Origin of the sequence: Candidatus Hinthialibacter antarcticus (genome assembly GCA_030765645.1) — a bacterium.
Lineage (GTDB): Bacteria > Hinthialibacterota > Hinthialibacteria > Hinthialibacterales > Hinthialibacteraceae > Hinthialibacter > Hinthialibacter antarcticus.
Map to the genome: position 1 here is coordinate 129029 of JAVCCE010000066.1, position 23597 is coordinate 152625.

Genomic DNA, 23597 nt, shown 5'->3' on the forward strand with positions numbered 1-23597 from the left:
ATTCTGGCAACCACTATAAAATTCCAGAAACCTTTATTCCACTGGTTGGTTTGGTAAGATTTCTTGCATATCAATAAGGAGCATTCACATGGCGGCTAAAGTATTTTTTCTCTCGAATGACGATTGCAGCAACTGGATTATTACCTACGATGCAGAGGCGGAGCAACGGGCGGCGTATTCGTTGCGCGGCTGGCTAAATGGAAATGAGCCGGAAGCCAAAAATGAAGAAGTCGGCGGCTGGCTTGAATCGAAAGGCAGCAGCATCGAAATGGTGTTTCCCTTCAACGATGACGGCAAAACCGTGAATTTTGATGTTGACGAAGCCCTCGAATACACCGAATTGCTTGATGATATCCGAATGTTTGGATAATGGTTTTTAGTTGAGGATTTCTTCGCGAAATGGATCAACCGTGAGCATCTGTTGCTGCGGCAAATAGGCATATTGCTGAGCGATCACAATTTGTTCTTTCAGCGCAATTTTTTCAGATTCATGCGTACGCTGCGACGGGTTCTCGTGAACCAATAAAAAAGGCAACACATTGACGGGAATTGTCATGCGGGTGCAACCGGTTGCAAAAAAACAGATGGTTAGAATAAAGAGTAAATTTTTCATGGGTCTGTGAAATAAAATTTCCTGTTCAATCGTATATACATAATAACGATTGGCTCGCAGGAGATAGTAACACCAGTTTTGAAATTCGGCAAAGCCAAATTGATTTTCCGTTGGAAATCTGAATAATCTAATTCTAATGTGAAGCCATCTCAATCATAATGATTACGAAAAAAAGTTCCTGTATATTAATTATTGATAAGCCAATTCAGGCATGGGTGCAACTCTGGGAGCGCCTGTGCATAAGGGCCTGAAAGCCCGCACTGAAGCGAGCAGAGTTGTACCCATGCTATACGCATTAGCCGATTCAGTTTATTTGAGATGGCTTCATTTTAAACAATCAAAAATCAATATATAAATCAACCTATTCTTGGAGAGATTGAAATGATCAATCCTGAGCAGATGCTGGGGTCTATGTTGTTTAGCGGGTTAGGCGGCAAAGCAGGGAAAAAACTCAACAAGAAATTACGCAAAGGTATGGGGGGGATGGGCGGCATCGGCGGTGGAATGTTAGGCATGGGCGCCCTGGGCGTTGCAATCGCCGCATTCGACCATTTTGTCGTAGATAAAAAGCGCAACCAAGCCGGGGTTCAGGGCGGGTTTGCTCAACAACAGCCGCAGATAAACCATCCCGGCGCGCCGCCATCGACTCCACCTCCTCCACCGCCAGGGCAAAGCCAGGCAGCAGCCCCGCCGCCAGTGGAACCAACACAGCCAACGGTTCCGGTAGAGGTACCAGACACCCCGGCCGCGCATCAAGCGTTACTGCTAATCAAAGCCATGATCGCCGCCGCCAATGCTGACGGCGCCATTGACGCCAACGAACGCAACCAGATTGTGGGCCGACTTGAACAGGCGGGTCTTTCAGGCGAAGACCGTGGGTTCATCTTGAATGAATTTCTCAATCCGCCGACGATGATCGATATCGTCGGCGCGGTCAATTCGCCCGATCTTGCCAAACAGGTCTACGCCGTGTCGCTATTCGCCATTGAAGTCGATACCGAAGCGGAGAAGAACTACATGGAATTGCTCGCGCTGAAGCTGTCTTTGAGCGAGCAGGACGTTCAACAAATTGAAAACGAACTCGGACTCAACGAAGCCTAAGGAGGAATGAACCATGTCACAGTGGTATTTAAGTTATGATGGGAACCAGGTAGGCCCCTTTGACCGAACCCAAGCCATCGCAAAAGCGCAAGAAAGCCCCAACGGCTTCGCCTGGCGCAACGGCTTCGCCGAATGGATGCCGATTGCCCAAGTGGGTGAACTCAATCCATCCGCCATGACTGGCTCAGCGCCGCCGCCGGTTACGACCCGCGTCGCGGATGAGATAGATTTTAAAATCATCGGATCGGAAATGCAGTTCGTCGAGATCGAACTCGACCCGGGCGAAAGCGCCGTCGCGGAAGCAGGTTCGATGATGTATAAAGAATCCACCATTGAAATGCAAACCATCTTCGGCGATGGAACCAACCAGGACCAAGGCTTCATGGGAAAACTGCTCGGCGCGGGAAAACGCCTGTTGACGGGCGAGTCATTGTTTATGACGGTGTTCACCCACACAGGGCAGGGAAAAGCGCATGTCTCGTTCGCGGCGCCGTACCCTGGAAACATCATCCCCGTGACGTTGGCGAACATGGGCGGATGCTTGATCTGCCAGAAAGACAGCTTCGTTTGCGCAGCGAAAGGCGTCTCCATCGGCATCGCGTTTCAGCGCAAAATTTTAACTGGGCTATTCGGCGGCGAAGGCTTTATCATGCAGAAACTCGAAGGTGACGGCATGTGTTTTCTGCACGCTGGCGGAACCGTGGTCGAGCGGCAATTAGGCCCTGGCGAAGTGTTGCATGTCGACACCGGTTGCGTGGTCGCGTATGAACCGCAGATTGATTTTGATATTCAACAAGCAGGCAACATCAAATCCATGTTGTTCGGCGGCGAGGGTTTGTTCTTTGCGACGCTGCGCGGGCCGGGAAAAATCTGGCTGCAATCGCTTCCGTTCTCGCGACTGGCGGGACGTATGCTGGCGGCTGTTCCTGGCAACCGAAAAGGCGGCACAGGCGAAGGCTCCGTGCTTGGCGGCCTTGGAAACCTGTTGGATGGAGACGGGCTCTAAAATGGAACGTACAATGAAAAAATATCTGATTGCGCTTGCGGTTTTCGTAGGCGCATTTCTTTTCCTTGGGCTGACATCGGCGGTGTACTTACTCTATCAAACAGCCTTGCCTAATTTCAAAAATGCTCAGTTCCGCGCGAAAATTGTCCGCGCAAACGCAGACATACGAATGTTATCGCATGGATTGGATGCGTTTTGGTTGGATAGCAATAAATACCCGATCGCGGATAAATCAAGATGGATTGAAAATGCTGGAGTGATGATTGATGGATATCCAAATCTTGCAAATCTAACCTCGCCGATTGGTTATCTTGTGAATTATCCAATTGATCCTCTGGATCAAGATAAAAAAGGCTATCGCTATTTCTCTGACGGCAATACGTTTTACATCATAGTTTCAAATGGCCCGGATGAAGACATTGATATTGATGAACGATTATTCAAAGGCGATGTAGCGCCCTTCCAGCCTTTGATTTATAACCCGTCGAATGGGCTGATCAGCGATGGCGACATTTTCTATACAAACCAGGGTAATCCGCTCAAGCCAGAGGATAGACCATCACCGCCTCTTGCACCGCCTGCTCCGGTTGAGATCAAAGAAGCAACGAGTGCAAACTAAAACGACTTTTTAAATACTCAGGCATATTGCGTTCGGCGCGGGCGCAACTCTCTTCGTTTCAATGCGGGTTTTCAGCCGTGGGGAGGGCGAGGCTCCCGCCGAGCCGCGAAGATGTGATATGTAATCTTTCATATTCGGCTCACCAAGAGGTTCGCCCCCCAAATGAATCAGATCACCTCAACAAGTCGCTGAAAATCGAGTTGTACAGATTGTTCGCCTGCGACTGAACTCCGATGTTAAACCGCAGCAATAATTCATTGGTCGCATTCTGCGTCGATTCAGACGCGAAATTCGCATCGGATATTCGAGACCGCGCGGCTAGAAGGTTTTCGGATGCAACGGAAAGGTTGTCCGTTGTTGCTGTGAGCCGGTTTGAAGCCGCGCCTAAGGTTCCACGCAACGAATCCACCTGAGACAATGCCTGGTCGATAATCGAAAGCGCCTCGTCAACGCCGCCTTCTTGGGTCACGTTGATATCCGCCACGCTACGTCCATCGCCCAGCCCAAGCGAGCCGGGGCGTATGTCGCCAAACGACACGCTGAGTTGTTGCCCCGCTTGTGCGCCGATTTGGAAATTCGCCTGCCGTCCAGTTGCGGAAATCACAACCGTGGTTGAGTTGGCGGCGCCGACGCCGGGCACGTCGATGGTTTGGTCAAAGTCGAGCGTAACGCTTTCGCCGGGACGGTTGCCGGATACAAAACGGACGTCTTGTGCGCCTGCGCTGAATTGAACTTGCGGGCCTCCGTTTAACGCGCCAGTGAATTCCGCCCGTTGGTTTTGGATGGCGTCGGTTCCGTTGGTCAGGTTTTCACCAACGGTCAGCGTAATCTGTCCCTGACCGCCGTTTGCGTCCGCCCCGGTCAGAGTTACGGTTTGCCCCGCAGTAACGCGTTGCGCCTCGCCTCCGTTCACGCTAACGGACGCAGATTGCGCGAAGCCTTCTTGCGCGAGCGTTGCTTGTTCAGCGACTGTGCCGAATATCCCGCCGCCTGCGGAATTATCATTGACCGTAAGCGTGAAATTGCTCTGCGATGCGCCCGCGATGTCGCCCGTCACTTGGATCTGCCCGCCGCTGGTGAGTTGCGCCGTCGCGTCAGTAAATCCGCTTTGGTTATTTGAACCGCCTGCCGCCAGGGTATTGTCACGCGTATTTAATTCATCGACTAAATCCTGAAATGTGACGGCGGCTCCGTTGCCAGCCGAACCGTCTACAGTAGAAATCGTGATGGTGTTGCTGAATGTGGTTCCATCGGCATTCGTCCCATTAATGGCGATGGTATCGCCTTGCGCCAACGTAGCGCCGTTAAACACGGAACCGATCAGGTTCGATGAAGCGTTGGCCGCGCCGCCGCCGGTATCTAGAAAGCCAGTCGATTCGACTGTCCGTTGTTGCGCGGCGACCACGTCGGTTACTTCAACTTGCAACTCGCCGCTTTCAAAGGTCGAACCCGTAATTGCCGTCACGCTATTGCCGATTTGCGCTCCGGTCGCTTGCCCGCCGATCTCTTGCGCACGCGTGGCGCCGGATTGATTTTGCGCGTCGCCGCTGGAATCAACCACCGTAAAGTCAATGTTAAAATCAGAAACGCCTTCGGTCGCGCCGGAGAACTGCAAGCGCCCCGTCGCCGCGTCGAAGCCGACGTTGGTTTCTCCCGTGTTGGTTCCGGCAGCAGAGTCAATTCCGGCTTCTTGCTCGGCTTGGTTGATCGAAGCCTGAATCGCATCAGCAAAACTGGTTGAGGCGCCGTTACCTCCCGCAAGATCGGTCAGGGCGGAGACTTGAATCGATCCAGAGAATTCCGTCTCGCCATCCGACAACACGCCCCGGAAGGTGATCGTCCCGCCGTTTTGCACTTGCGCCTCGTTAAACGAGAGGTCAGTCAGCGCATCGCCCGCCGCAGCAGCGACTCCACCCGTCGTGTTAAAGAACGACCCGGTCGAGACGGCGACATCCGTTGCATTGCGGATGCCAGTATTAATCGTTTGCGGGCCGCCGGGCGCGTCGCCTCCGACAATGGCGGCGCTTTGCGATTGTGTTTGAGTAATCGAGAGAAAATTTTGGGTGGTTGTCAGATTGCTGCGGTCTATATTGACGCCAGGATCCGTCGTTCCCGGACGCACGCCCGCCGACGGCGCCAAGTCGCCATTGAATAAACGCTGTTGGTTGAATTGGGTGGTATTGGCGACGCGCCCGATTTCGTCGATCTGCTGGCTGATTTCCGCCTGGATCGCTTGAATCGCCTGGGGATCATTCACGCCGGAGTTTCCCGCTTGAATCGCGAGTTCCCGAATACGCGACAGGCTGTCGCTGACGCCTCCCAGCGCTTGGTCGCCGGTGTTAATGAGATTGATTCCATTTTGGGCGTTGTTGACGGCTTCATTGAGGCTAATCAGGTTGGTTTGCAACTGGTTCGCGATTCGCAGCCCCGCTGCGTCGTCCCCAGCGCGGTTGATGCGCGAGCCGGATGCAAGGCGCTCAAAATTGCGTTGGATTAGCTGATTCAGCGAGTTAAGACTATTCTGCGCCTGCCCGGTGATATTATTGTTGATTCTTGAGATACCCATCATCGCCTCCAATCACCCAAGATCACGCGTTTTCAAGTCAAGCACATTTGCTTGGCGACCCAACGCGCAATCTGATGATATTGTAGTCTATTTTTGTTTCATAACCAATTTATTTTTCATGGCTTGAACCATGCAACCTAATATGCTGTTTTAATTTCGTAATCCAAGCAAAATTTCAAACACGCTGTTTGATAACGCATTCGATTGAACTAACACAGCGGCTTCGGCTTGCAGTAGAATCGAGTTACGCGCCAGCTGAGTGGTTTCTGTGGCAAGGTCAGCGCTGACGATGTCTACAAAAGCCGTTTCTAACGCAAGCGCACCACTATCGAGAGAATTGATGGTGTCGTTCAAGCGTGATTGGAATGCACCCAGCCGGGCAGTCAAATCTGTCACTTGGGTTAGAGCGGCATCGGCAATAGCAATGGCTGCCGTCGCGCCAGACGCAGTTGTAACGTCGATATTATCCAGAGTCGCCGAAGCACTGCTGCCCAGATTATCGGAAGTCACATCCGCGAATAAAATCTGTTTGAATTGATCGCTATCCCCGCCAATTTGAAACGTAAGCGCTTTGTTTGTCGTCGAAATGACAAACGTCTCACCGCCAGCGGTTTTAGGCGTAGTAATGTCTAGAATGGAATCAAAATCTAACGTGACTTGTTGGAATTTCTTGATCGGATAAATAGAAGCGTCTCCCGCCGTAAATTGCACGTCCGAGTCGCCATTTTGAAAGGTAACCAGTGTTCCGCCATTCAGTGAGCCGACAAATTCTTTCGCTGTTGTTTGCAATTGGTCTGTCCCGGCGACAAAATTACGCCCAACGCGGAATGTGACTTCAGGCGCAGTTCCGCCAGACAAATTAACGCCCTGCAAGGTAACAACTTGCCCGACGGTTGCCGTTTGAGCAGGACCGCCGTTTATCGAAAGTGCGGCGGTGGCTTCCGCCCCGGTCTGATCGACGCCTGAGTTCACGATATCAACATTCGATGTTAAGGTCCGATCAACGATAATTTGCAGGTCAGAAACCGAATCCTGGGCGAGATCATCGAAGAGGCTGATTTTCCCGGTTGCATCATTCAACGTTGCAATCGAATTTTGAAATCCAACTGCGGTTTTGGTTTTGTCGCGATTATTAATTTCCGCAATAAGACTGCCATAATCGTCGATCAATCCATCTCCCGCTCCACCATCGACTCCAACGGTGAGTTGGGTGCTAAAGGTGGTGCCGTCGGCTTCAGTCCCGTTGATCGTAAATGTATCGCCTGTGACAATTGAAACGCCGTTCAGAAAAGAGCCATTTACTGGATCAATCGCACGGGCGGAAGCGCCGCCGAAATTGCGGTCGAATTCATCCACAATCGTTAATTGACGCTGTTCAGGCGCGATGATATTGCTTACGGTGATGTTGAAAGCGCCGGAATCAAATGTTGACCCCGTGACGGCAGTGATATTGTTGCCGATGGCGGCGCTCGTCGTTGTTGCGCCAGCCTCAATGTTAAATACATCCGTATCGCGAGTGATTCCAATTTGAGTTTGGATCGCATTTGACGAATTGCGCACCGTCAGCGTCGCATCAAATTCGGTGATTTGGTTTTGCCCATTGCTGAATGTAAGTCGCCCGTTTCCGTCGATACCAACGGTTGTTTCCAGTGTCCCAGTGCCATTAACGCCGATGCTGGTTTCAGCCGCGTCAATGGAAGACTGAATAGACGTAACCAGGTTGGTCACGGTCGTTCCGCCTGCGATGCTCAATGATCCACTGAACGAGGTGGCTCCATTGGCAAGAACGCCTGAAAATTGGATAGAACCATTGGTCAATAATGAAACGCGGTTCACGGTGGAACCGACCAGAGCCGTTCCACCCGCCGCCGCAGCGCCGCCATTGATAAATTGGCTCGCGGATACGGCTAAGTCGTTCTGGAAAACAAGCCCGGTGTTGAAAGTTGCGTCTCCGCCAACCTTTATCTGAGTTGAACCAGAATTGGTCTGAGCAATATTGAGGAAAGACCGGCCTGCCAGTAAATCAGTCGCATTGGGGCCAAAGGCAAGGGAAGCGCCGAAAGGCCGCGTTCCATTTCTGAAATCGACATCGGTTGCAAGGGCGCCGTTGAGTAAATATTTGCCGTCAAATTTCGTCGTGGTGGCAATTCGGTTTAATTCATCAATTTTTTCAAGAATCACCGCTTGTTCTGTTGCGCTTCCACCTGAGGCCGCAACGGCAGAGTCGCGAATATCATTCAGCAGTTCTGTGATTTGCGAGAGCGCAGCTGTCCCGGTATTAACTAAATTGAGCGTGGTTTGAGTATTTTCTGAAGCGCGGTTTAATCCACGAAATTGTGAAGAAATTTTGTTGCTCAACACAAACCCGCTGGGATCATCCGCAGGGGAATTGATTCTTAAACCTGAACTTATACGTTGTAAATTCGTGTTCAAACTGCTTTGTGTACTGTTCAATTGGTTGATAATATGTAACGCACTGATATTGTTAGCGATGCTATTGATCACCATAATACGGCTCCTCTCACAAGGCCGATTTAGCAAAAATCCCCCACATTTTGGAAGATTTCGCTAAAGTTTTTTAGAAATTTGCCTATAATGAGATAGAGCCATATTGGAAGAAATCAGGATATTTTGATCCTGTATTCTTACATAAGACTTTGGCGTAGCGCCGATAGCCGCAAGGCTCCGGTGCTGCGGTGGTCGAATTAAGCCATAACTCACTTCTCTTGGCCGGGATGTAAAGTTATGGCTTAATTTTTTGTCTACTCGCCCAGCCGCCAAAACCCCTGGCGGCCCTATCTCAACTCACATATAAAGTAACGCGTAAAGAAACGCGGATTTTTCCGGCGTTCCCTTCATGCAAGAGCAGGAGGCCTCGGAAGCCCTGCTTGTATCATCTAGGCCAGACGCGCAGTAATTCTAATTCCAACAATCCGAATGGATTCGGGCTGCGGCGGTCAGGAAACTGCCTGCGCAAGAGATTGGCCGGGATGCGAAGGGAACGCATGGTTCATCCTTTTATTTTTGCATTCATTGCCAAATTGCGTTTAATTGACACAAAAACCATGTTTAACTTGTGGTTTTTGCCGTTTAAGCCTGAATGCGATCAAACGCAATAATGACAACGTTTTTCTGGTGGGTACGTCAAATTCGCGGAGGGTAAACGCAAAAATGGCGTAGCACCGTGCCTAAGGCATCCATCCGGATGCTGCGGCGGTCGAATTAAGCCATGGCCCACTTCTCTTGGCCGGGATGCAAAGCCGTGACTTAACATTTATTGGTATTCTTAAAATACCGTTTGGGTTTCGTTTCCTTATTCGGAATCTAGCGCTGAGCCCTACGGGCGCGCTTAACAAACAGTATTTTGACAAACACTCAATTCAAACACAAAAGCCCATCATTTTCGATGGTTTCTTGACTTGTCGTCTCTACTATCGACAGGCCTTTAGCTAAACTTTAGCTCTTTTTTTATTTTTTTTGGGAAAATGTATTTAGCTGAAAATTGAAAAAATCCCGAGCATCTTCATGGCCATTGCGACCACGGTGACGATGAGCGCCCAACGAATCCATTGCTCGCCCTTCGAGACGGCAATACTACCGCCGATCCACCCACCAAGGCCATTGCCTAGCGACAAGATAAATGCCGTGAACCAATCCACTTGACCGTTCCAGATAAACACTGCCATCGCAAATGTCGTGTAGATGGCAACCACAAGCGATTTTGCGCTTGCCGTAGACACCAAATCAAGACCACAGAGCAAAACAAACGCCGCCGTCAAAAAGTAACCGACTCCCGCCTGAAAGACGCCGCCATAGATGCCAACAAGAAAAAAGACCACTCCGATCAAAACCATTCGTCCTGGCGAGTATCTTTGTACGGTTTTGCTTTTTGGTTTGGGGTTCCAAACAATAAATGCCACGACAACCAGCATGATGACGGCGAACAGGGTCCGAAAAACAGAATCAGGAATATCAACCGCTACCTGAGCGCCCAAGATTGCGCCAACAACAGCGGGAAGCGAAACCCATACGCATAATTTCACGTCGCTGACGCCGCTTTTACGAAACCGGGCAACAGCGGTGACGCATTGAATCCAAATGGCGATGCGGTTGGTCCCGTTGGCAAGCGGGGAAGGCAATCCGAGAAAAAGCAACACCGGCAGCGTCAATAACGAACCGCCTCCCGCAAGCGTGTTGATGATTCCCGCGATCAAACCGACGGCGAACACGAGAGGGACATATTGATATTCCAATGATGGCTCCGCATTTATAAGGATTGGTCTCGTCTACACAGTGGACTATGATTCAATTCTGACGTTGAAACCAGGAGCCCAGAATGGACTTGTTCCCCAACCGCAAGCAAGAATTCGACGAAAAATTAGAGCGCACGCGAAAGATGATGCGCGACAAAAATATCCACAACCTGCTCATCACCGAAGCGCACCACTTCTCATGGCTAACCTGCGGGGGAGAGAATTTTGTTTTCCTGGCCCGTTCCGGCGGCGCTGCGCCATTACTCATCACGCAAAGCAAAGTCTATCTGGCGGCGGACAACATCGAAGCGATGCGGCTGTTTCCCGAAGAAATTGAGGGATTGCCGATTGATGACGGACATCACCTTTGGTACATAACGCCAGAGGAAATCGAAACGCACTATCAAAAGCTTAACCCCGGCCCCGTTGTGAAAGATGTTGAGATAGAAAACGACTTGAAGCAACTCCACACGCCGCTATGCACGGACGAAATTGAACGCTACCGCTGGTTGGGCGCAAAAGCCGAAGAATCAATCCGCAACGCCTGCATTCGCGCAGAGCGGGGCATGTCGGAATATGAAATTGGCGCCTTGCTCGCGAAGGAATGCTTTGACCGCGAAATTTGGCCGGTTCTGATTCTCGTTGCGGGCGATGAACGCGCGTTAAATTATCGCCACCCATTACCGACTGAAAACCCCGTCAACCATCAATTCATACTGGTTCTATGCGCAAGACGATACGGCCTGATTGCGAACGTATCCCGCATTGTCAGTTTTGAAGGCGTTGATGAAATTATGCGTAATAAACACAAAGCGGTTTGCCGTATTGACGCTGCATTGAACATTTCCTCCAAACCTGGCGCCTCGTATGGCGACGTCTTAAAAAAAGGCATCGCTGAATATGAAGAACACGGGTTTGAGCATGAATGGCAATTGCACCATCAAGGCGGCCCGACTGGATATTTAGGGCGCTATTTTAAGGCGATTCCCACCACAACAGAAACCGTGCAAAATAACCAGGCGGTCGCATGGAACCCGTCGATCTCAGGTACGAAGTGCGAAGATACAGTCCTCATCACCGAAAGCGGGCCGGAAATCCTTACCAAGCCAATTGATTGGCCTGTGATCAAAGTCGATTTTGACGGCCAGACCCTAAACCGGAGCGATATTTTAATCCGTGAGTAATCCACCGCCAGCAAAAGACTGCATCATCATTCCAGGGCGCATCCCGCCGCGTGAGATTGGTTTTATGAACGCGTTGCTGGACGACCATGAAGGCATCTGCGTCGTCCGCACGGAACTGCCCGAAGAAGGCCGCATGGAATTTTGGGTCGCCCCCGATTTACTCGATCTGTTCTATCACTTTGCCGATTTTATTCGGACAGAATACTCTCTTCCATTCGAATTATATGATCCCGTCCCTGAGTCAACCGAAATTGTCGCCGAACGCAACAATTCACCTCTAAACAATAAGAAAGAGTAATCCAAATTTTGTCGTAAGTTATGGTAGGATGATTTGATTCCATTTATCATTTGGAGGCGTTACTATGATTTGGGAATTCTACCAGATGCAACAAATTGGAAAAGCACAGGCATCGGCGGAAAATAGCGCCCGTCGTTCTGAGTCAGTTGTTAGTAATATTGATCGACTCAATGCCCGGCTCGACAAACTCACCCTCATCAACATGGCCATGTGGTCTCTGCTGCAAGAAGTCTCAGACTTAACAGAAGAAGACTTAACAGAGCGCATCAAACAAATCGACTTGAGCGACGGCAGCCTTGATGGAAAAGTCCGCGCCAAAGCGCAACGATGCCCGCAATGCAACCGGGTTATGTCGAGCCGCCATTCGCGCTGCCTGTACTGCGGATATGAAGGCCAAGGCGACTTTGGCGCATTTGGTGAAGCGCTTGACTAATTATTCATTCAATCAATCAGCCCGAATCTAAATGCTTTCCACTTGACCATACGCTTGAGTCGAGCGATTCTAATTATGATTAACGATTTATATTTATCATTCTAAAGCGACAAAAACTTCTATGGCGATACACATACGCTTTTTTTGAATGAAAATAATTCAATAATTTTTACGATAAAGGAGTTTCTTCAATGAGTATACAAATTGGACAGCCAGCGCCTGACTTTTGCGTTAAAGCCCTGGTTGGCAAAGAATTCAAAGATTTGAAACTTAGCGATTACAAAGGGAAATGGGCTTGCCTGTTTTTCTATCCCCTCGATTTCACCTTTGTTTGCCCAACTGAAATCATTGAATTCAGCGACCGCAGCGGTGAATTTAAAAATCGCAATTGTGAAGTGATCGGCGGCAGCACCGATAGCGAATTTTCACACTTGGGTTGGTGTAATTCCCACCCGGGTTTGAAAGACTTAAAAATCCCTCTCATTGCCGATTATAAAAAAGAAGTCTCTCGCTCGTATGGCATCTTAAAGCATGATATGGGCGTCGCATTCCGCGGCACGTTTATCATTGATCCCGATGGGTTGATTCGTTGGATTTGCGTCAACGACTTGCCGGTTGGGCGGAATATTGACGAAGTATTGCGTGTTCTCGACGCTCTACAAACCGGTGAACTCACACCCTGCCAGTGGAAAAAAGGCGACGACGTACTAAAGCCTTAATTTCAAACAGTGATGGAAGGAGAGAACGGGTTTCTCTCCTTCCATTTAAATTAAAACAAGTATAATTTATTGTAGAGTAGACGCTTAGATTTCAACTCTTTAACGTGCATTAAGATTAAAGGGTTCAAGGATACAATGGACGATTATTCCTTTGCGGCCGAGCAGATGAAGGAAATCATTATCAATGATTACCTTCGCAAGAATCCTGACGTCAAACGTCACGAAATTGTGACCAAGTCTGTCAACGGCCGTATTATCGTCGAAACCATCACCAATACGTTTAACAAGCTCTCTGAACGGCAAAAACAAAAAGGCGGCGTAAGCGACAAAGAGAAAAAACTTCTTGAACATCTTTCACAAGGCGGAGATGTTCGTTACGCCGCATCACTCGATTCACTAGGCGCAACCCGGAAATATGCAGAATGGCTGTGTGAATCATCATTCACACCCTATACCGAAAAAGAACATGGCGAAACAACCGATTTTCTTGATAAGCGCGAGGTCGACGCAGGACGCCGCGCACAAGAACTTCTGTATGTACGGAAAAAATTCACCGATCAGATGTCATCGACGTCAAAACCTTCCCGCTCGTTAATTCAAACGCTAATGATGGAATATATTGCTGCCGTCATGCGGCAGTTAAAAGTCCAAGCGCAACTTTATGGCAAAGAGATTGAACTTGGCGATATGTTCTCAACAAATGTTATGAAATTTCTGCGGGATAACTTTGACAAACTCGGGGGAGCGCCGGAAAAAGTCATCGCCACCATTGGAAAAGCCTTCAAAATTCTACAAAAAGGCATTCCGCAAGCGATCAATGTAACAGGCAATGAAGACCATAAAAAAATTCAGGTTCTCGTTGACAGACAAAGCCAGGAACTCAATGTTCAACGCCAAGAATACCAAATGATTCTTCAGTTGATTGCCTATCTGGAAAAACTGTTAGACCAAATGAAACAACCCGATACTCTTGCTGACAAACCGAAAGATGACGCTCCACGACGTAGAATGGCGTTCCATGATAAAAAAGGCGGACGAAGGCGATAACCAGCCTTACCTTCTTGAATGCCCCGCATCAATCGCTTAACCCATTCAACTCCTATTTACATGAAGAGCCATTACACCCTATTCGATATCGGTTTTTCGCAAACCAAGAATAACATCCCGGCCCCAACCATTGCGCCCCGGGAACATAAGCAACAACAAGAACTGGCCAGAGTAGAGGCGTTTTCCACAGCATCCGCCGGACAGCGAAGAACCCCCAATGCACCGTGTTGTTTTCTAATACGCACAGCGCTTCGGCTGATTCAAACGAAGCGAGAGCAGGAAATTCTTTTTGTATACGCCCCCAATCGCTTGCATCAACAAATAGAAAACAACGCGTCCAATCCAGCCGTTGAAATACCTTGACGCAGGCGCAACAAAAGCGGCACTCTCCATCATAAATCACATAAATTTCATCACGCTGCCAGATCATCGGTTAAGCATCTTCTGTTTTTCTTTTCTCTTTTAGACCAAGAAAAACCGCCGCAATTGTTAAACAAAAAATGAAGACAGCAAATATAATCCCGTTCGGCGTTCGTCCCGTCCATTCATCCCAAGGCCAGGGAAATCGAAAGAACGCGTAATTCAGCAGGAAGTACATCCAAGCAGTCGCCAGCAAGGCGCGCCGGGCAAACGCTTGACCCGATTTTTGGTCAACGGGTTTATTGGCGAACCAAAATGCGAGAAGGATGAATAGCCCCATTGGAACAATGAAATACACCGCAGCCCCTAACGGCAGTTCGATTACAGAATTTTCAATTGCCAATTGCCGCAGCGTTTTTCCGGCAATGGGTAAGAGCGTAATCGGGAAGACAACCAGATACGGCCAGTAGCGCCCGCCGACGATACAGATAATCGGGATTGCTCCCAAGCAGAGACCCAGATCGTAGACGTAACCAATGGCGGGCACAGCGAAAAATTCCACGCCGACCAATAACGCCAAATGGATGACAAGCAGCGAACCCTCAAACCACCCAGGCATTCCAGCGGGACCATACGCTTGCGTAAGTTGTATCCGTTTACGATGGAGCCAAACGCCGAAGCCAAGCGTCGCGCCCATAATGCAGCCATAAGTGGTTTCCATCATGTTCCACCAATTTACGTGTTGGAAGAACGGTAAGTATTGGTTCTCTTCAAGCCATATATCAAATTGATGAAATTGTTCTACGTTCCAGGCATGATAGGCTTGAATGCTTTGTCCGATGGGGAACCCTAACGCGCCGCCGAGCAGCCCCCAAAATGCGATCCGACAAGCCATGCCGTCGCGACGAATGAGTCCCGTATATAAAATCGCCGTCATTAGGGCAAAAAACATTCCGCCCCAACATTCAAAACGCGGTTCGCCGTAGGTGTCGGGCTGCCATTGCCAGTGATCGGAAAAATAGAATTGAGGAAGCAATTTGTTTGCAGGATCAAATGGCGAATTTAAGAAGTGCACGCCAAGACAATATGCGCCCAGCAATGCCGCCATCAGTAGAAACATTTCATACCAGCGATAGCGTACGCCGCCCAGCCCCATACCAAAGAAGACTCCGCAAAAGCCAATCCAGAGAGAGCCTTTAATCGCTAGGCCCAACATTCCCCAGCGCAGCGCGTCCCAGTTGTTGAGCAACTCAACATCATGAGTCAGCCCGACTGTTTGACCGTAGGTCATAGAGCCGCCGAAACCCATCGCGACGGTTGCAAGCGCAACTGCGCGCGCGGCGTTCAGCAAAGTCGCTTGAGGGCAGAGCAGGGCGATCAAGGTCAAACTAACTAACAGTCCGGCCATCATGGCGCCGGTTTCGTGACCATATTGTCCGCGAATGCCCCAGGCCATGCCGCCCGCCATCGCAGCGAAAATCACCGGTTGCCACCATGATATGTCTCGCGAAACTTGGTTGGTTTCCTGGTTTGTCATCAATCCACTCTCCCTACAAAGGATCACAAATCATTCTCTAACTTTACGAGATCGGTTCAAATTTATATAGGGAGCGTAGTAGATTCCGTTTTGAAATTGCGAACCTGCAGCAAGCCGTTAGCCAACATAGGAACCGTACAGGTTGTGAGTGTTCACTAAACGATGGCGTTAAGTGTCGTCGAATTTGCGCTCAAGCAGAAACTTTAATCCATCACGCTTACATACCTACCAGAAGGTATGTATAATACATTTTCAGACACACTTCTTGTTTTAAGAGGGACGGCATGGCGAGAAAAACAAAGGAAGAAGCCCAAGAGACGCGAAAGAAGATTCTTCGGGCTGCGCTGGATGTGTTCAGTAAAAAAGGGTATTCCAAGTCAACCTTTGTGGATATCGCTGACCAGATTGGCCTAACCAAAGGCGCTGTCTATTGGCACTTCAAAAGTAAAGAAGAACTTTTGATCGAACTGATCTATATCATGCTCTCAAAAGAAGAAGAGCAGATCAAAGAAAAGATCAATGAAGAAATCAATATTCATAATTTAAAAGACTATTTTATGACGCGCGCTCAATTCGTTCTTGAAAATGAAGAGTGTAGAAAGTTCATCTTCTTCATTACCTTGCAGATGGAATGGACAGTCGAACATCTGTCGTTTACTCATAAAAAAATAAAAGAACTCAGGACAGGTTTTTTTGAAGAAACCCATCGCGTATTGGTTGAGGCGCAAGAACAGAAATTGTTAAAAAAGAATATTGATATTCAGCAAGTAGAAGATTGTTTGATCTCGCTCTACATGGGGTTGGTAAAGAATGATCTGAGTGGGTTTTCTTCTACGGGCTTGATTAAGAATATCGAATTTAGTTTTGACGCAATCATAGAAACAGTTCTGGCGAATTAACTTTCCCTTCTATATACCTAAGGAGACACACCATGAGTCGGCACACTCAAACTATGCAAAAACCAAAAGGCGGAATGCTATCAGCATTATTACAAATAATCGTCTTGGTTGCGTTCATTGCCGCAGGATGGTTTCTACGCGGATTATTGCCTGGAGGAGCGCCTGCGGGCGGGATGCCTGGCGGGCCTGGTGGTCCTGGCGAAGCAAATGCAACGGTCCCCGTCGAGACGGTCATTGTGGTTGAAGGTTCTTCACAAGCGCCGCAAGAATTTATCGGCCGCGTCGAATCGATTCAGTCCGTTGATATTACCGCGCAAATTTCCGGCTACATTTCTCAAGTCCATTTTGCTGAAGGTTCCGCCGTGCAGCAGGGCGATCTGCTGTTTACGATTGAACAAGAGCCGTACATTGCCCGCGTGGCTTTAGCGGAAGCGTCTCTTGGACAAGCCAAAGCCGATCTGGCGGGAGCGAAGGCGGACGTCGCCGCGTCGCAAGCGGCTTTAGATTCATCAAAAGCGGATATGGATCACGCAGAGAAGTATCTCAAGCGTTTGCAAAGCGCCGATAAGCGCAGCATCGTCGAAGCGAACCTCGACTCAGCGGTCAGCGATGAAAAGCAGGCGCGTGCGCGAGTGCAAGAAACCGAAGCCCGCTATGAACAAGCCAACGCGACCATCCAACAAATGGAAGCGCTCATTCAAAAGACGCAGGCTGATCTCAACCTTGCAAAAATCAATCTGGGCTATACGGATATCCATTCGCCAATTACAGGTCGAATTGGTAAAGCGATGTTAACAAAAGGGAATTATGTCAGTCCTAGTTTGGGCGCATTGGCGCATGTCGCGCAACTGGACCCGGTTCGCGTCGTGTTTTCGATGTCTGATCGCGAATACATATCAGTTTTACAAGAAATCCATGACAAGCCCGTTCTGCCTATTCAAACCTTTTTGCGGTTACCGAATGGAACTCAATATGAGGGTTTTGGCGAGCATGATTTTGATGACAACAAAATGAACTCGCATACTGGAACCATTTCAGTCTATGCCCGCTTTGATAATCCAGATGGATTTTTAATTCCCAATAGCTACATCACCGTGATGCTTCGACACGAAGATGCTGAACAAGTTCCGATTGTTCCACAAGAATCCATCCTCTCTGAAGGCGGGCAAGATTATGTTTATATCGTTGATGCGAATGACGCCGTCGAGAAGCGCAAAGTAACATTAGGGCCAAAGATTGATGACTACCAATGCGTTTCTGCGGGGCTTCAATTGGGAGAGAAAGTCGTTAGCCAAGGGCTGCAAAAAATCAAACCCGGCCAAAAAGTTGCTGTTGCTGCGGCTCCCGCAAAAGGAGACGCATAACCTATGTTGGCGAAATTCTTTGTAGAGCACCCGCGTTTTGCGATTGTCATTTCAATTGTTTTATCGCTGTCCGGTTTGATGTCGATGTTTACCTTGCCGGTTACGCAGTATCCAGAAATCACGCCGCCCGAAGTGCGGGTATCGGCGCGTTATCCCGGCGCGAGTTCAGAAGTCATCGCCAATACAGTCGCCACCACGCTAGAAGAAGAAATGAACGGCGTGGAAGACATGATCTATTTGTCTTCAAAAAGCGATGACACCGGCACTTATCAATTAAACATCACCTTTGAAGTCGGTACTGATTTGGATATCGCGCAGGTGCGGGTTCAAAACCGCGTCCAGTTAGCATTGCCTAAATTGCCGCGCGAAGTTTCCCAGCAGGGGATTGATGTTACGACCCAATCTTCGGGCCAATTGGGCGTGTTCTTTTTTCAATCGCCCAATAAAACCTACGACCGCTTTTTTATAAGCGATTATGTTCACACGCACGTCAAGAACGCGTTAAAACGCATCCCTGGAGTGGGAGGCATAACGGTTTTCGGCTCCGAATACAGCATGCGCGTCTGGCTTGATTCTGACCGCTTGGCTGCGCACGGGCTAAGCTCGAGCGACGTAATCGAGGCGATTCAAAATCAAAACTTACAAGCTTCGCTTGGGTCAATTGGCGCATCGCCGGGCAATGAAAATATGCCGCTGGTGATGTCGATACAAGCCAAAGGCCGTTTAAACGACCCAGAAGATTTTGAAAACATTGTCGTCGCTTCGGGCGAAAACGGCGCAATGTTGCGGTTGAAAGACGTCGGGCGCGTCGAGATGGGCGGCAACCATTATGTTCAAGAAGCCTACGGAAACGGCGCGCCGGGAACGGGCATCATGCTGTTTCAAACACCGGGTTCAAACGCGCTTGAAGCAATGGACGCCGTCTATAAAGAAATGGCGCGGCTCGAACAGCAGTTTCCTGATGATTTAGAATACATGGTGATTTACGATGCGACGGAATTTGTCCGAATCAGCATTGAAGAGATTATATTTACTCTGTTTCTTACTATCTTTCTCGTTTTTTTAGTTTGCTATGTCTTTCTGCAAGATTTGCGCGCAACTCTGATTCCGATGTTGACCATTCCGGTGTCGCTGCTTACGACCTTCGCCGTATTAATGGCGCTAGATTACAGCATCAACCTTTTGACATTGTTTGGGTTAATTCTCGCTATCGGCGTGGTCGTGGATGACGCCATCATTGTCGTCGAACGCGTAATTCATCACATGGAAACCGAAGGGATGGATTCCGTCTCCGCAACTCTATTAACAATGAAGCAAGTAACGGGCGCTATCATCGCCGCGACGCTTGTCCTGTTGGCGATCTTTGTTCCCGTCGGGTTCGTCCCCGGAATCACTGGCGGCATCTATCGCCAATTCGCAGTGGCAATTTCTGCATCGGTGTTTTTTTCGATGGTGACGGCGTTGACGCTCAGCCCGGCATTGTGCGCCGTATTTTTAAAAGTTCCCAAAAAGATAAAATATGGGCCGCTCGCCTGGTTTAACGGAATCTTAAACACGGGCCGCACAGGATACGTTTCTATTTCGTCCTGGTTGTCACAACATATTCCGATCACCGTAGTCGGGCTTTTATTAATTATCAGCACAACGGTATTGATGTTGTTCGTTACGCCGACTTCGTTTATTCCCGATGAAGACCAGGGCATTATTTTTGTCTCTGTACAATTGCCCGAAGGCGCCACGCTGTCGCGGACTCGAGATTTATTGACGGAAATCACGCCGGACATTTTAGATATTCATGGCGTACGTGTGGCGATTGGCGTTGGCGGCTTTAGTCTGACTGGCGGGCTTGGAGAAAACATGGGCTTCATGGCGGTTACGTTAGACCATTGGAATGAACGAACAAGTTCTGACCTCCATATCAACGCCGTCATGCAACAAATCCGCCAGCAGACAGACATCAATCCAAAAGCCAATATTATGGTGTTTACGCCGCCTTCCATTCGTGGAATGGGCAATTCCAGCGGCTTGGAACTTAATCTTCAATCGACTGCCAGCGGTGATGCGCAAGCATTGGATTCAACTCTAAAATCATTTTTAGCCCAAGTGAATCAGGCGCCGGAATTTATAACCGCATTCAGTTCTTACGCATCTAATACGCCGCATTTATTTCTTGATCTAGACCGCAACAAAGCCGAGTCGATGAATGTGCCTGTTTCAAAAGTCTTTTCGACGTTGCAATCCTACTTAGGCTCCCGTTACGTCAACGATTTTAATTTGGGCAGCCAAGTCTATCAGGTGAATATTCAATCGGACTGGCAATACCGCAAATCGGTTGAAGATATCGAAAAGATTTATGTAAAAAGCAACGACAATGCAATGGTCCCAATCAAGAGCCTGGCAACCCTGCGCACCATTACCTCGCCGCGTCAGGTCGAGCGTTTCAATCTTTTTCCCAGCGCTTCGATAACGGCGATGGCGTTTCCATTGATCAGTTCCGGTCAGGCGATGCAGCGACTCGAAACCATCGCGAAAGAGTCCTTGCCGAATGACTATACGCTGGGTTGGTCGGGCATGAGTTTTCAGGAACGGAAAACGACGAACCAGGGTATGGGGCTAATCGCATTGGCATTGGTTTTCGCCTATTTGTTTTTAGTCGCGCAATACGAAAGTTGGACCATCCCGCTGACCGTTATTTTCTCGCTGCCAGTCGCGATTCTCGGCGCATTATTTGGATTACAGGCCGCTGGGCTTTCACTCAGCGTCTATGCTCAACTCGGCCTGATTATGTTGATTGGCATCGCCAGCAAAAACGCGATTCTGATTGTTGAATTCGCGATGGACCAGCGCGAAAACGGTAAACCGATCTTGGAAGCAGCAACCACTGGCGCCCGTGAACGGTTCCGCGCTGTGTTAATGACCGCCTTCACATTTGTGCTGGGAACGCTGCCGCTGGTCTTCGCAACCGGCGCAGGCGCAGCCAGCCGCCGCGCAATTGGTACTTCGGTGTGTTCCGGCATGACGCTCGCGACCGTGTTTGGAATCATACTCATTCCCGCGTTGTACGTCATTTTCCAAACGCTTCGTGAAACCGTTAAAGGGACGCCCGCGCATAAAGAACTTGAGGATATAAATTCATGATGAATTCATACAAAATTGCCTGTTCAATCATTGCCGTAATTTTATTCAATAATTGCGCAACCGTCGGCCCAGACTATGCGCAGTCAGATATACCAGATGTCAACTACAGCGATGTTTTGCAGAAAGACGTTGCCAACGCCGGGCCGCTTACGCCTGAAACGTTGGCGGAATGGTGGCAAACGCTTAACGACCCGATTTTGACGGAATTGATTCAACAAGGCGCTGAGCGCAACTTGGATATCAAAGAAGCCCAAGCGCGAATCATGGAAGCGCGCCATCAACTCTCGATCAGCAACGCAGGGTTTTTCCCGTCTCTTGATTCCAGCGCGAACTATTCAAAAAGTAAATCGAGCGAAAACACAACCTTCAGTTTAGGCGAGCGCGACGTCTATACGGCGGGCTTTGACGCCAATTGGGAAATCGATATTTTCGGCGGCATTCGGCGCGAAGTTGAAGCAGCGCAGGCCGACTTGCAAGCGCAAGAAGAAAACCTCAACGCGATCTGGGTCTCGCTTGCGGGTGAGGTTGCGTTCAATTATGTATCGCTGCGTACGCTGCAAAAACGCTTACAGGTCGCGGAAGATAACCTGCGTAATCAGTCGGAAACATACGAGATTTTACAGTCGAGTTACAACTCCGGCCTTTCAAGCGAACTACCTGTCCAACAAGCAAGGTACGTCGTTGAGCAAACCCGATCGACGATTCCCACATTTCGTGGCGGCATCGAAGGCGCAATGAACGCACTGTCAGTGCTGACGGGCGTCATGCCGGGAACGCTCAACCAACGCTTGCGTGAATCAAAGATGATTCCTCAATCATCAATTGAAATCGTGACCGGCATCCCCGCGAATTCGCTGCGCCGCCGCCCGGATATCCGTATGGCGGAACGGCAACTCGCGGCGCAAACAGCGCGTATCGGACAAGCGGAAGCGCAACTGTATCCTAAATTTTACTTGCTGGGTTCCATTGGCCTTGAGTCATTAGATGCGGGTTCGCTTTTCGAATCCAGTAGTAAAATCTGGAGCTTCGGCCCAACGATTACATGGCCGATCTTTCACGCCAACTCCATCCGCAATAATATAAAAGTGCAAAGCGCCCGCCAGGAGCAGTCTTTAGCGCGGTATGAAAAATCCGTCCTATTGGCTGTGAAAGAAGTACGCGACGCCCTGGTCGATTACGCGCAAGAACAGGAGCGCAACCAATCGCTGGCGAACGCGGCGGACGCCGCCCAAATGGCGGTTGAAGTCGCTCAGGATCAATACAAAAACGGGTTGGCGGATTTCTATAACGTATTGGACGCCCAGCGCTCAATGTTAACTTTTCAAGACCAACTCGCCGCCAGCGACGGTGAGATCATTGCAAACCTGGTACGAATCTATAAAGCGCTGGGCGGCGGTTGGCGTTCGCTATAGATTTTCTATATCGACAGTGGGTTCTAAAATCATTGCATGGTCGAACAAGATAAACTCATTTTCATTCTCATCATGATCGAAAACGTATAGGCGCAAATCCTCACCTGTATAAGGAGATAGATCAAGGATAATTTTATCCAATTGAGGTTCGCCTTTTCCTCGCCATTCGCCGAGAATACTTTCGCCCTTCATCAGCCGGACGCCAACGCTTGAGTTTTGGCTTCCGCCAACAGCAAAAATTAATCGTTGGTTATCCTTTGGAGAAAAAATGGGAGAACTCGTTGTTCCAGTGTGCGCTCCTTCATCTTCTCTCAATCCAGAGTGTATCAAACCGTTGCCTACATACCCCGTGACTTTTGGAAACAAACCCAGTTCCATCTTGCTCGGTTGAGCATCCATTGCGTCGCCTTGAAACACCCAGCCCTCAGTAGCATTTTCAAACAAACCAATCGTTTCTACTCCATGATGCAATGCACCGTCAACACGCAATTTAAAATTATGGGCTTGAAAATTCTTGTCTGCGTGAATTTGCACAATAGAAAAATGATCTGAATCATTGAGTGGAAAAGTTCGCAGTGTGGTATAGGGGATTTGCTCCGCTTGAAGAACATCTTCAATATTTAAATCAATGCAGTAATCAATTGCATTTTCACGGACATAATCGCCAATTGAGCCGCCATCTTCTGTGAAATGATAAACATCATCATTAGCTAAGCCGTCTAAATTCACCACTTTTTCTGGGAGGAAGAACCCCATTGCTCCAGCATTAAAAGAGCCAATTTTTGAAAATTGCGAAATTTTCAAATGTTGATCCATATAACTGGATGAGGCTAAAATGAGATGGCTCCATAAGTTTTGGTTGATTTCAACTTTGTATATTGGTTGGAATTTTTGATATGTTGTCAATGTTATAAAAAGAACGTAACACTTTAGCCGCCTGAAGCAAGTTTGCCGGGAAATAGAGGGAGTGCATGACCGGAGGCGATGGATTGTAATGCATCCACGACGGTGTCGACAACGGGAAGGTCACGCCGTTTGAGGGTACGCA

Annotated in this window: 21 protein-coding genes; 13 read left to right on the forward strand and 8 right to left on the reverse strand. The window is 49.0% G+C overall.

The window, feature by feature from the left end:
• The first annotated feature begins 88 nt into the window (after nucleotides 1–88).
• On the forward strand, nucleotides 89–370 hold the full coding sequence (locus P9L94_17035) for a hypothetical protein (GenBank protein MDP8245790.1): 282 nt from the start codon (nucleotides 89–91) through the stop codon (nucleotides 368–370).
• 6 nt (nucleotides 371–376) lie between these two features.
• Here the strand turns inward: P9L94_17035 and P9L94_17040 are convergent, their stop codons facing one another.
• Entirely contained in the window at nucleotides 377–613 is a 237-nt protein-coding gene (locus tag P9L94_17040) for a hypothetical protein (protein MDP8245791.1), read from the reverse strand.
• Nucleotides 614–994: 381 nt separating this feature from the next.
• Between P9L94_17040 and P9L94_17045 the strand changes: the two genes are divergently transcribed.
• Genes P9L94_17045 through P9L94_17055 form a run of 3 tightly spaced genes read left to right on the forward strand, consistent with a single transcriptional unit; the run spans nucleotide 995 to nucleotide 3339 of the window.
• Nucleotides 995–1714: a tellurite resistance TerB family protein gene (locus P9L94_17045; protein MDP8245792.1), complete on the forward strand. Its 720-nt coding sequence runs from the start codon at nucleotides 995–997 to the stop codon at nucleotides 1712–1714.
• A 13-nt stretch (nucleotides 1715–1727) separates the two neighbouring features.
• Complete coding sequence (locus tag P9L94_17050; protein ID MDP8245793.1) at nucleotides 1728–2720, forward strand: TIGR00266 family protein; 993 nt, start codon at nucleotides 1728–1730, stop codon at nucleotides 2718–2720.
• A 1-nt stretch (nucleotide 2721) separates the two neighbouring features.
• Complete coding sequence (locus tag P9L94_17055) at nucleotides 2722–3339, forward strand: hypothetical protein (GenBank protein ID MDP8245794.1); 618 nt, start codon at nucleotides 2722–2724, stop codon at nucleotides 3337–3339.
• Between the two features lie 172 nt (nucleotides 3340–3511).
• On the opposite strand, the gene P9L94_17060 is transcribed toward P9L94_17055, so the two are convergent.
• From P9L94_17060 to P9L94_17070, 3 genes are all read right to left on the reverse strand, one after another.
• The gene (locus P9L94_17060; GenBank protein MDP8245795.1) at nucleotides 3512–5908 is read right to left on the reverse strand and encodes a flagellin; all 2397 of its coding nucleotides are present in this window, start codon (nucleotides 5906–5908) and stop codon (nucleotides 3512–3514) included.
• A gap of 147 nt (nucleotides 5909–6055) precedes the next feature.
• Nucleotides 6056–8413, reverse strand: coding sequence for a flagellin (locus tag P9L94_17065; protein ID MDP8245796.1), 2358 nt, complete (start codon nucleotides 8411–8413; stop codon nucleotides 6056–6058).
• Between the two features lie 983 nt (nucleotides 8414–9396).
• Nucleotides 9397–10158, reverse strand: a complete 762-nt coding sequence (locus P9L94_17070; GenBank protein MDP8245797.1) for a sulfite exporter TauE/SafE family protein — start codon at nucleotides 10156–10158, stop codon at nucleotides 9397–9399.
• Nucleotides 10159–10241: 83 nt separating this feature from the next.
• Between P9L94_17070 and P9L94_17075 the strand changes: the two genes are divergently transcribed.
• The 5 genes from P9L94_17075 (at nucleotide 10242) to P9L94_17095 (ending at nucleotide 13839) form a co-directional block, all read left to right on the forward strand.
• Complete coding sequence (locus tag P9L94_17075) at nucleotides 10242–11342, forward strand: M24 family metallopeptidase (protein MDP8245798.1); 1101 nt, start codon at nucleotides 10242–10244, stop codon at nucleotides 11340–11342.
• Nucleotides 11335–11640: a hypothetical protein gene (locus P9L94_17080; protein ID MDP8245799.1), complete on the forward strand. Its 306-nt coding sequence runs from the start codon at nucleotides 11335–11337 to the stop codon at nucleotides 11638–11640. The genes P9L94_17075 and P9L94_17080 overlap by 8 nt, the downstream gene beginning before the upstream one ends.
• Nucleotides 11641–11704: 64 nt before the next feature.
• On the forward strand, nucleotides 11705–12073 hold the full coding sequence (locus P9L94_17085) for a hypothetical protein (protein ID MDP8245800.1): 369 nt from the start codon (nucleotides 11705–11707) through the stop codon (nucleotides 12071–12073).
• 191 nt (nucleotides 12074–12264) lie between these two features.
• Nucleotides 12265–12792 carry a peroxiredoxin gene (locus tag P9L94_17090; GenBank protein MDP8245801.1) on the forward strand — a complete coding sequence of 176 codons (528 nt, stop codon included), beginning with the start codon at nucleotides 12265–12267 and terminating at the stop codon, nucleotides 12790–12792.
• Nucleotides 12793–12927: 135 nt separating this feature from the next.
• Entirely contained in the window at nucleotides 12928–13839 is a 912-nt protein-coding gene (locus P9L94_17095) for a hypothetical protein (protein MDP8245802.1), read from the forward strand.
• Between the two features lie 52 nt (nucleotides 13840–13891).
• Here P9L94_17095 and P9L94_17100 read toward each other — a convergent pair whose 3' ends face one another.
• Entirely contained in the window at nucleotides 13892–14269 is a 378-nt protein-coding gene (locus P9L94_17100) for a DUF393 domain-containing protein (GenBank protein MDP8245803.1), read from the reverse strand.
• Between the two features lie 3 nt (nucleotides 14270–14272).
• Nucleotides 14273–15736: a hypothetical protein gene (locus P9L94_17105; GenBank protein ID MDP8245804.1), complete on the reverse strand. Its 1464-nt coding sequence runs from the start codon at nucleotides 15734–15736 to the stop codon at nucleotides 14273–14275.
• A 284-nt stretch (nucleotides 15737–16020) separates the two neighbouring features.
• Here P9L94_17105 and P9L94_17110 point away from each other — a divergent pair, with 284 nt between their 5' ends.
• The 4 genes from P9L94_17110 to P9L94_17125 are packed head-to-tail and all read left to right on the forward strand — an operon-like array spanning nucleotide 16021 to nucleotide 22549.
• A complete protein-coding gene (locus P9L94_17110) occupies nucleotides 16021–16635 on the forward strand; it encodes a TetR family transcriptional regulator (GenBank protein MDP8245805.1) in 615 nt (204 codons plus the stop codon).
• A 32-nt stretch (nucleotides 16636–16667) separates the two neighbouring features.
• Nucleotides 16668–17999: an efflux RND transporter periplasmic adaptor subunit gene (locus P9L94_17115; GenBank protein ID MDP8245806.1), complete on the forward strand. Its 1332-nt coding sequence runs from the start codon at nucleotides 16668–16670 to the stop codon at nucleotides 17997–17999.
• 3 nt (nucleotides 18000–18002) lie between these two features.
• The gene (locus P9L94_17120) at nucleotides 18003–21137 is read left to right on the forward strand and encodes an efflux RND transporter permease subunit (protein ID MDP8245807.1); all 3135 of its coding nucleotides are present in this window, start codon (nucleotides 18003–18005) and stop codon (nucleotides 21135–21137) included.
• A complete protein-coding gene (locus tag P9L94_17125; protein ID MDP8245808.1) occupies nucleotides 21134–22549 on the forward strand; it encodes an efflux transporter outer membrane subunit in 1416 nt (471 codons plus the stop codon). Before P9L94_17120 ends, P9L94_17125 begins: the two co-directional genes overlap by 4 nt.
• On the opposite strand, the gene P9L94_17130 is transcribed toward P9L94_17125, so the two are convergent.
• Nucleotides 22544–23353 carry a hypothetical protein gene (locus tag P9L94_17130; protein ID MDP8245809.1) on the reverse strand — a complete coding sequence of 270 codons (810 nt, stop codon included), beginning with the start codon at nucleotides 23351–23353 and terminating at the stop codon, nucleotides 22544–22546. The two genes, P9L94_17125 and P9L94_17130, sit on opposite strands and share 6 nt — an antisense overlap.
• A gap of 61 nt (nucleotides 23354–23414) precedes the next feature.
• On the reverse strand, nucleotides 23415–23597 hold a 183-nt coding region (locus P9L94_17135), incomplete at its 5' end, for a hypothetical protein (GenBank protein ID MDP8245810.1).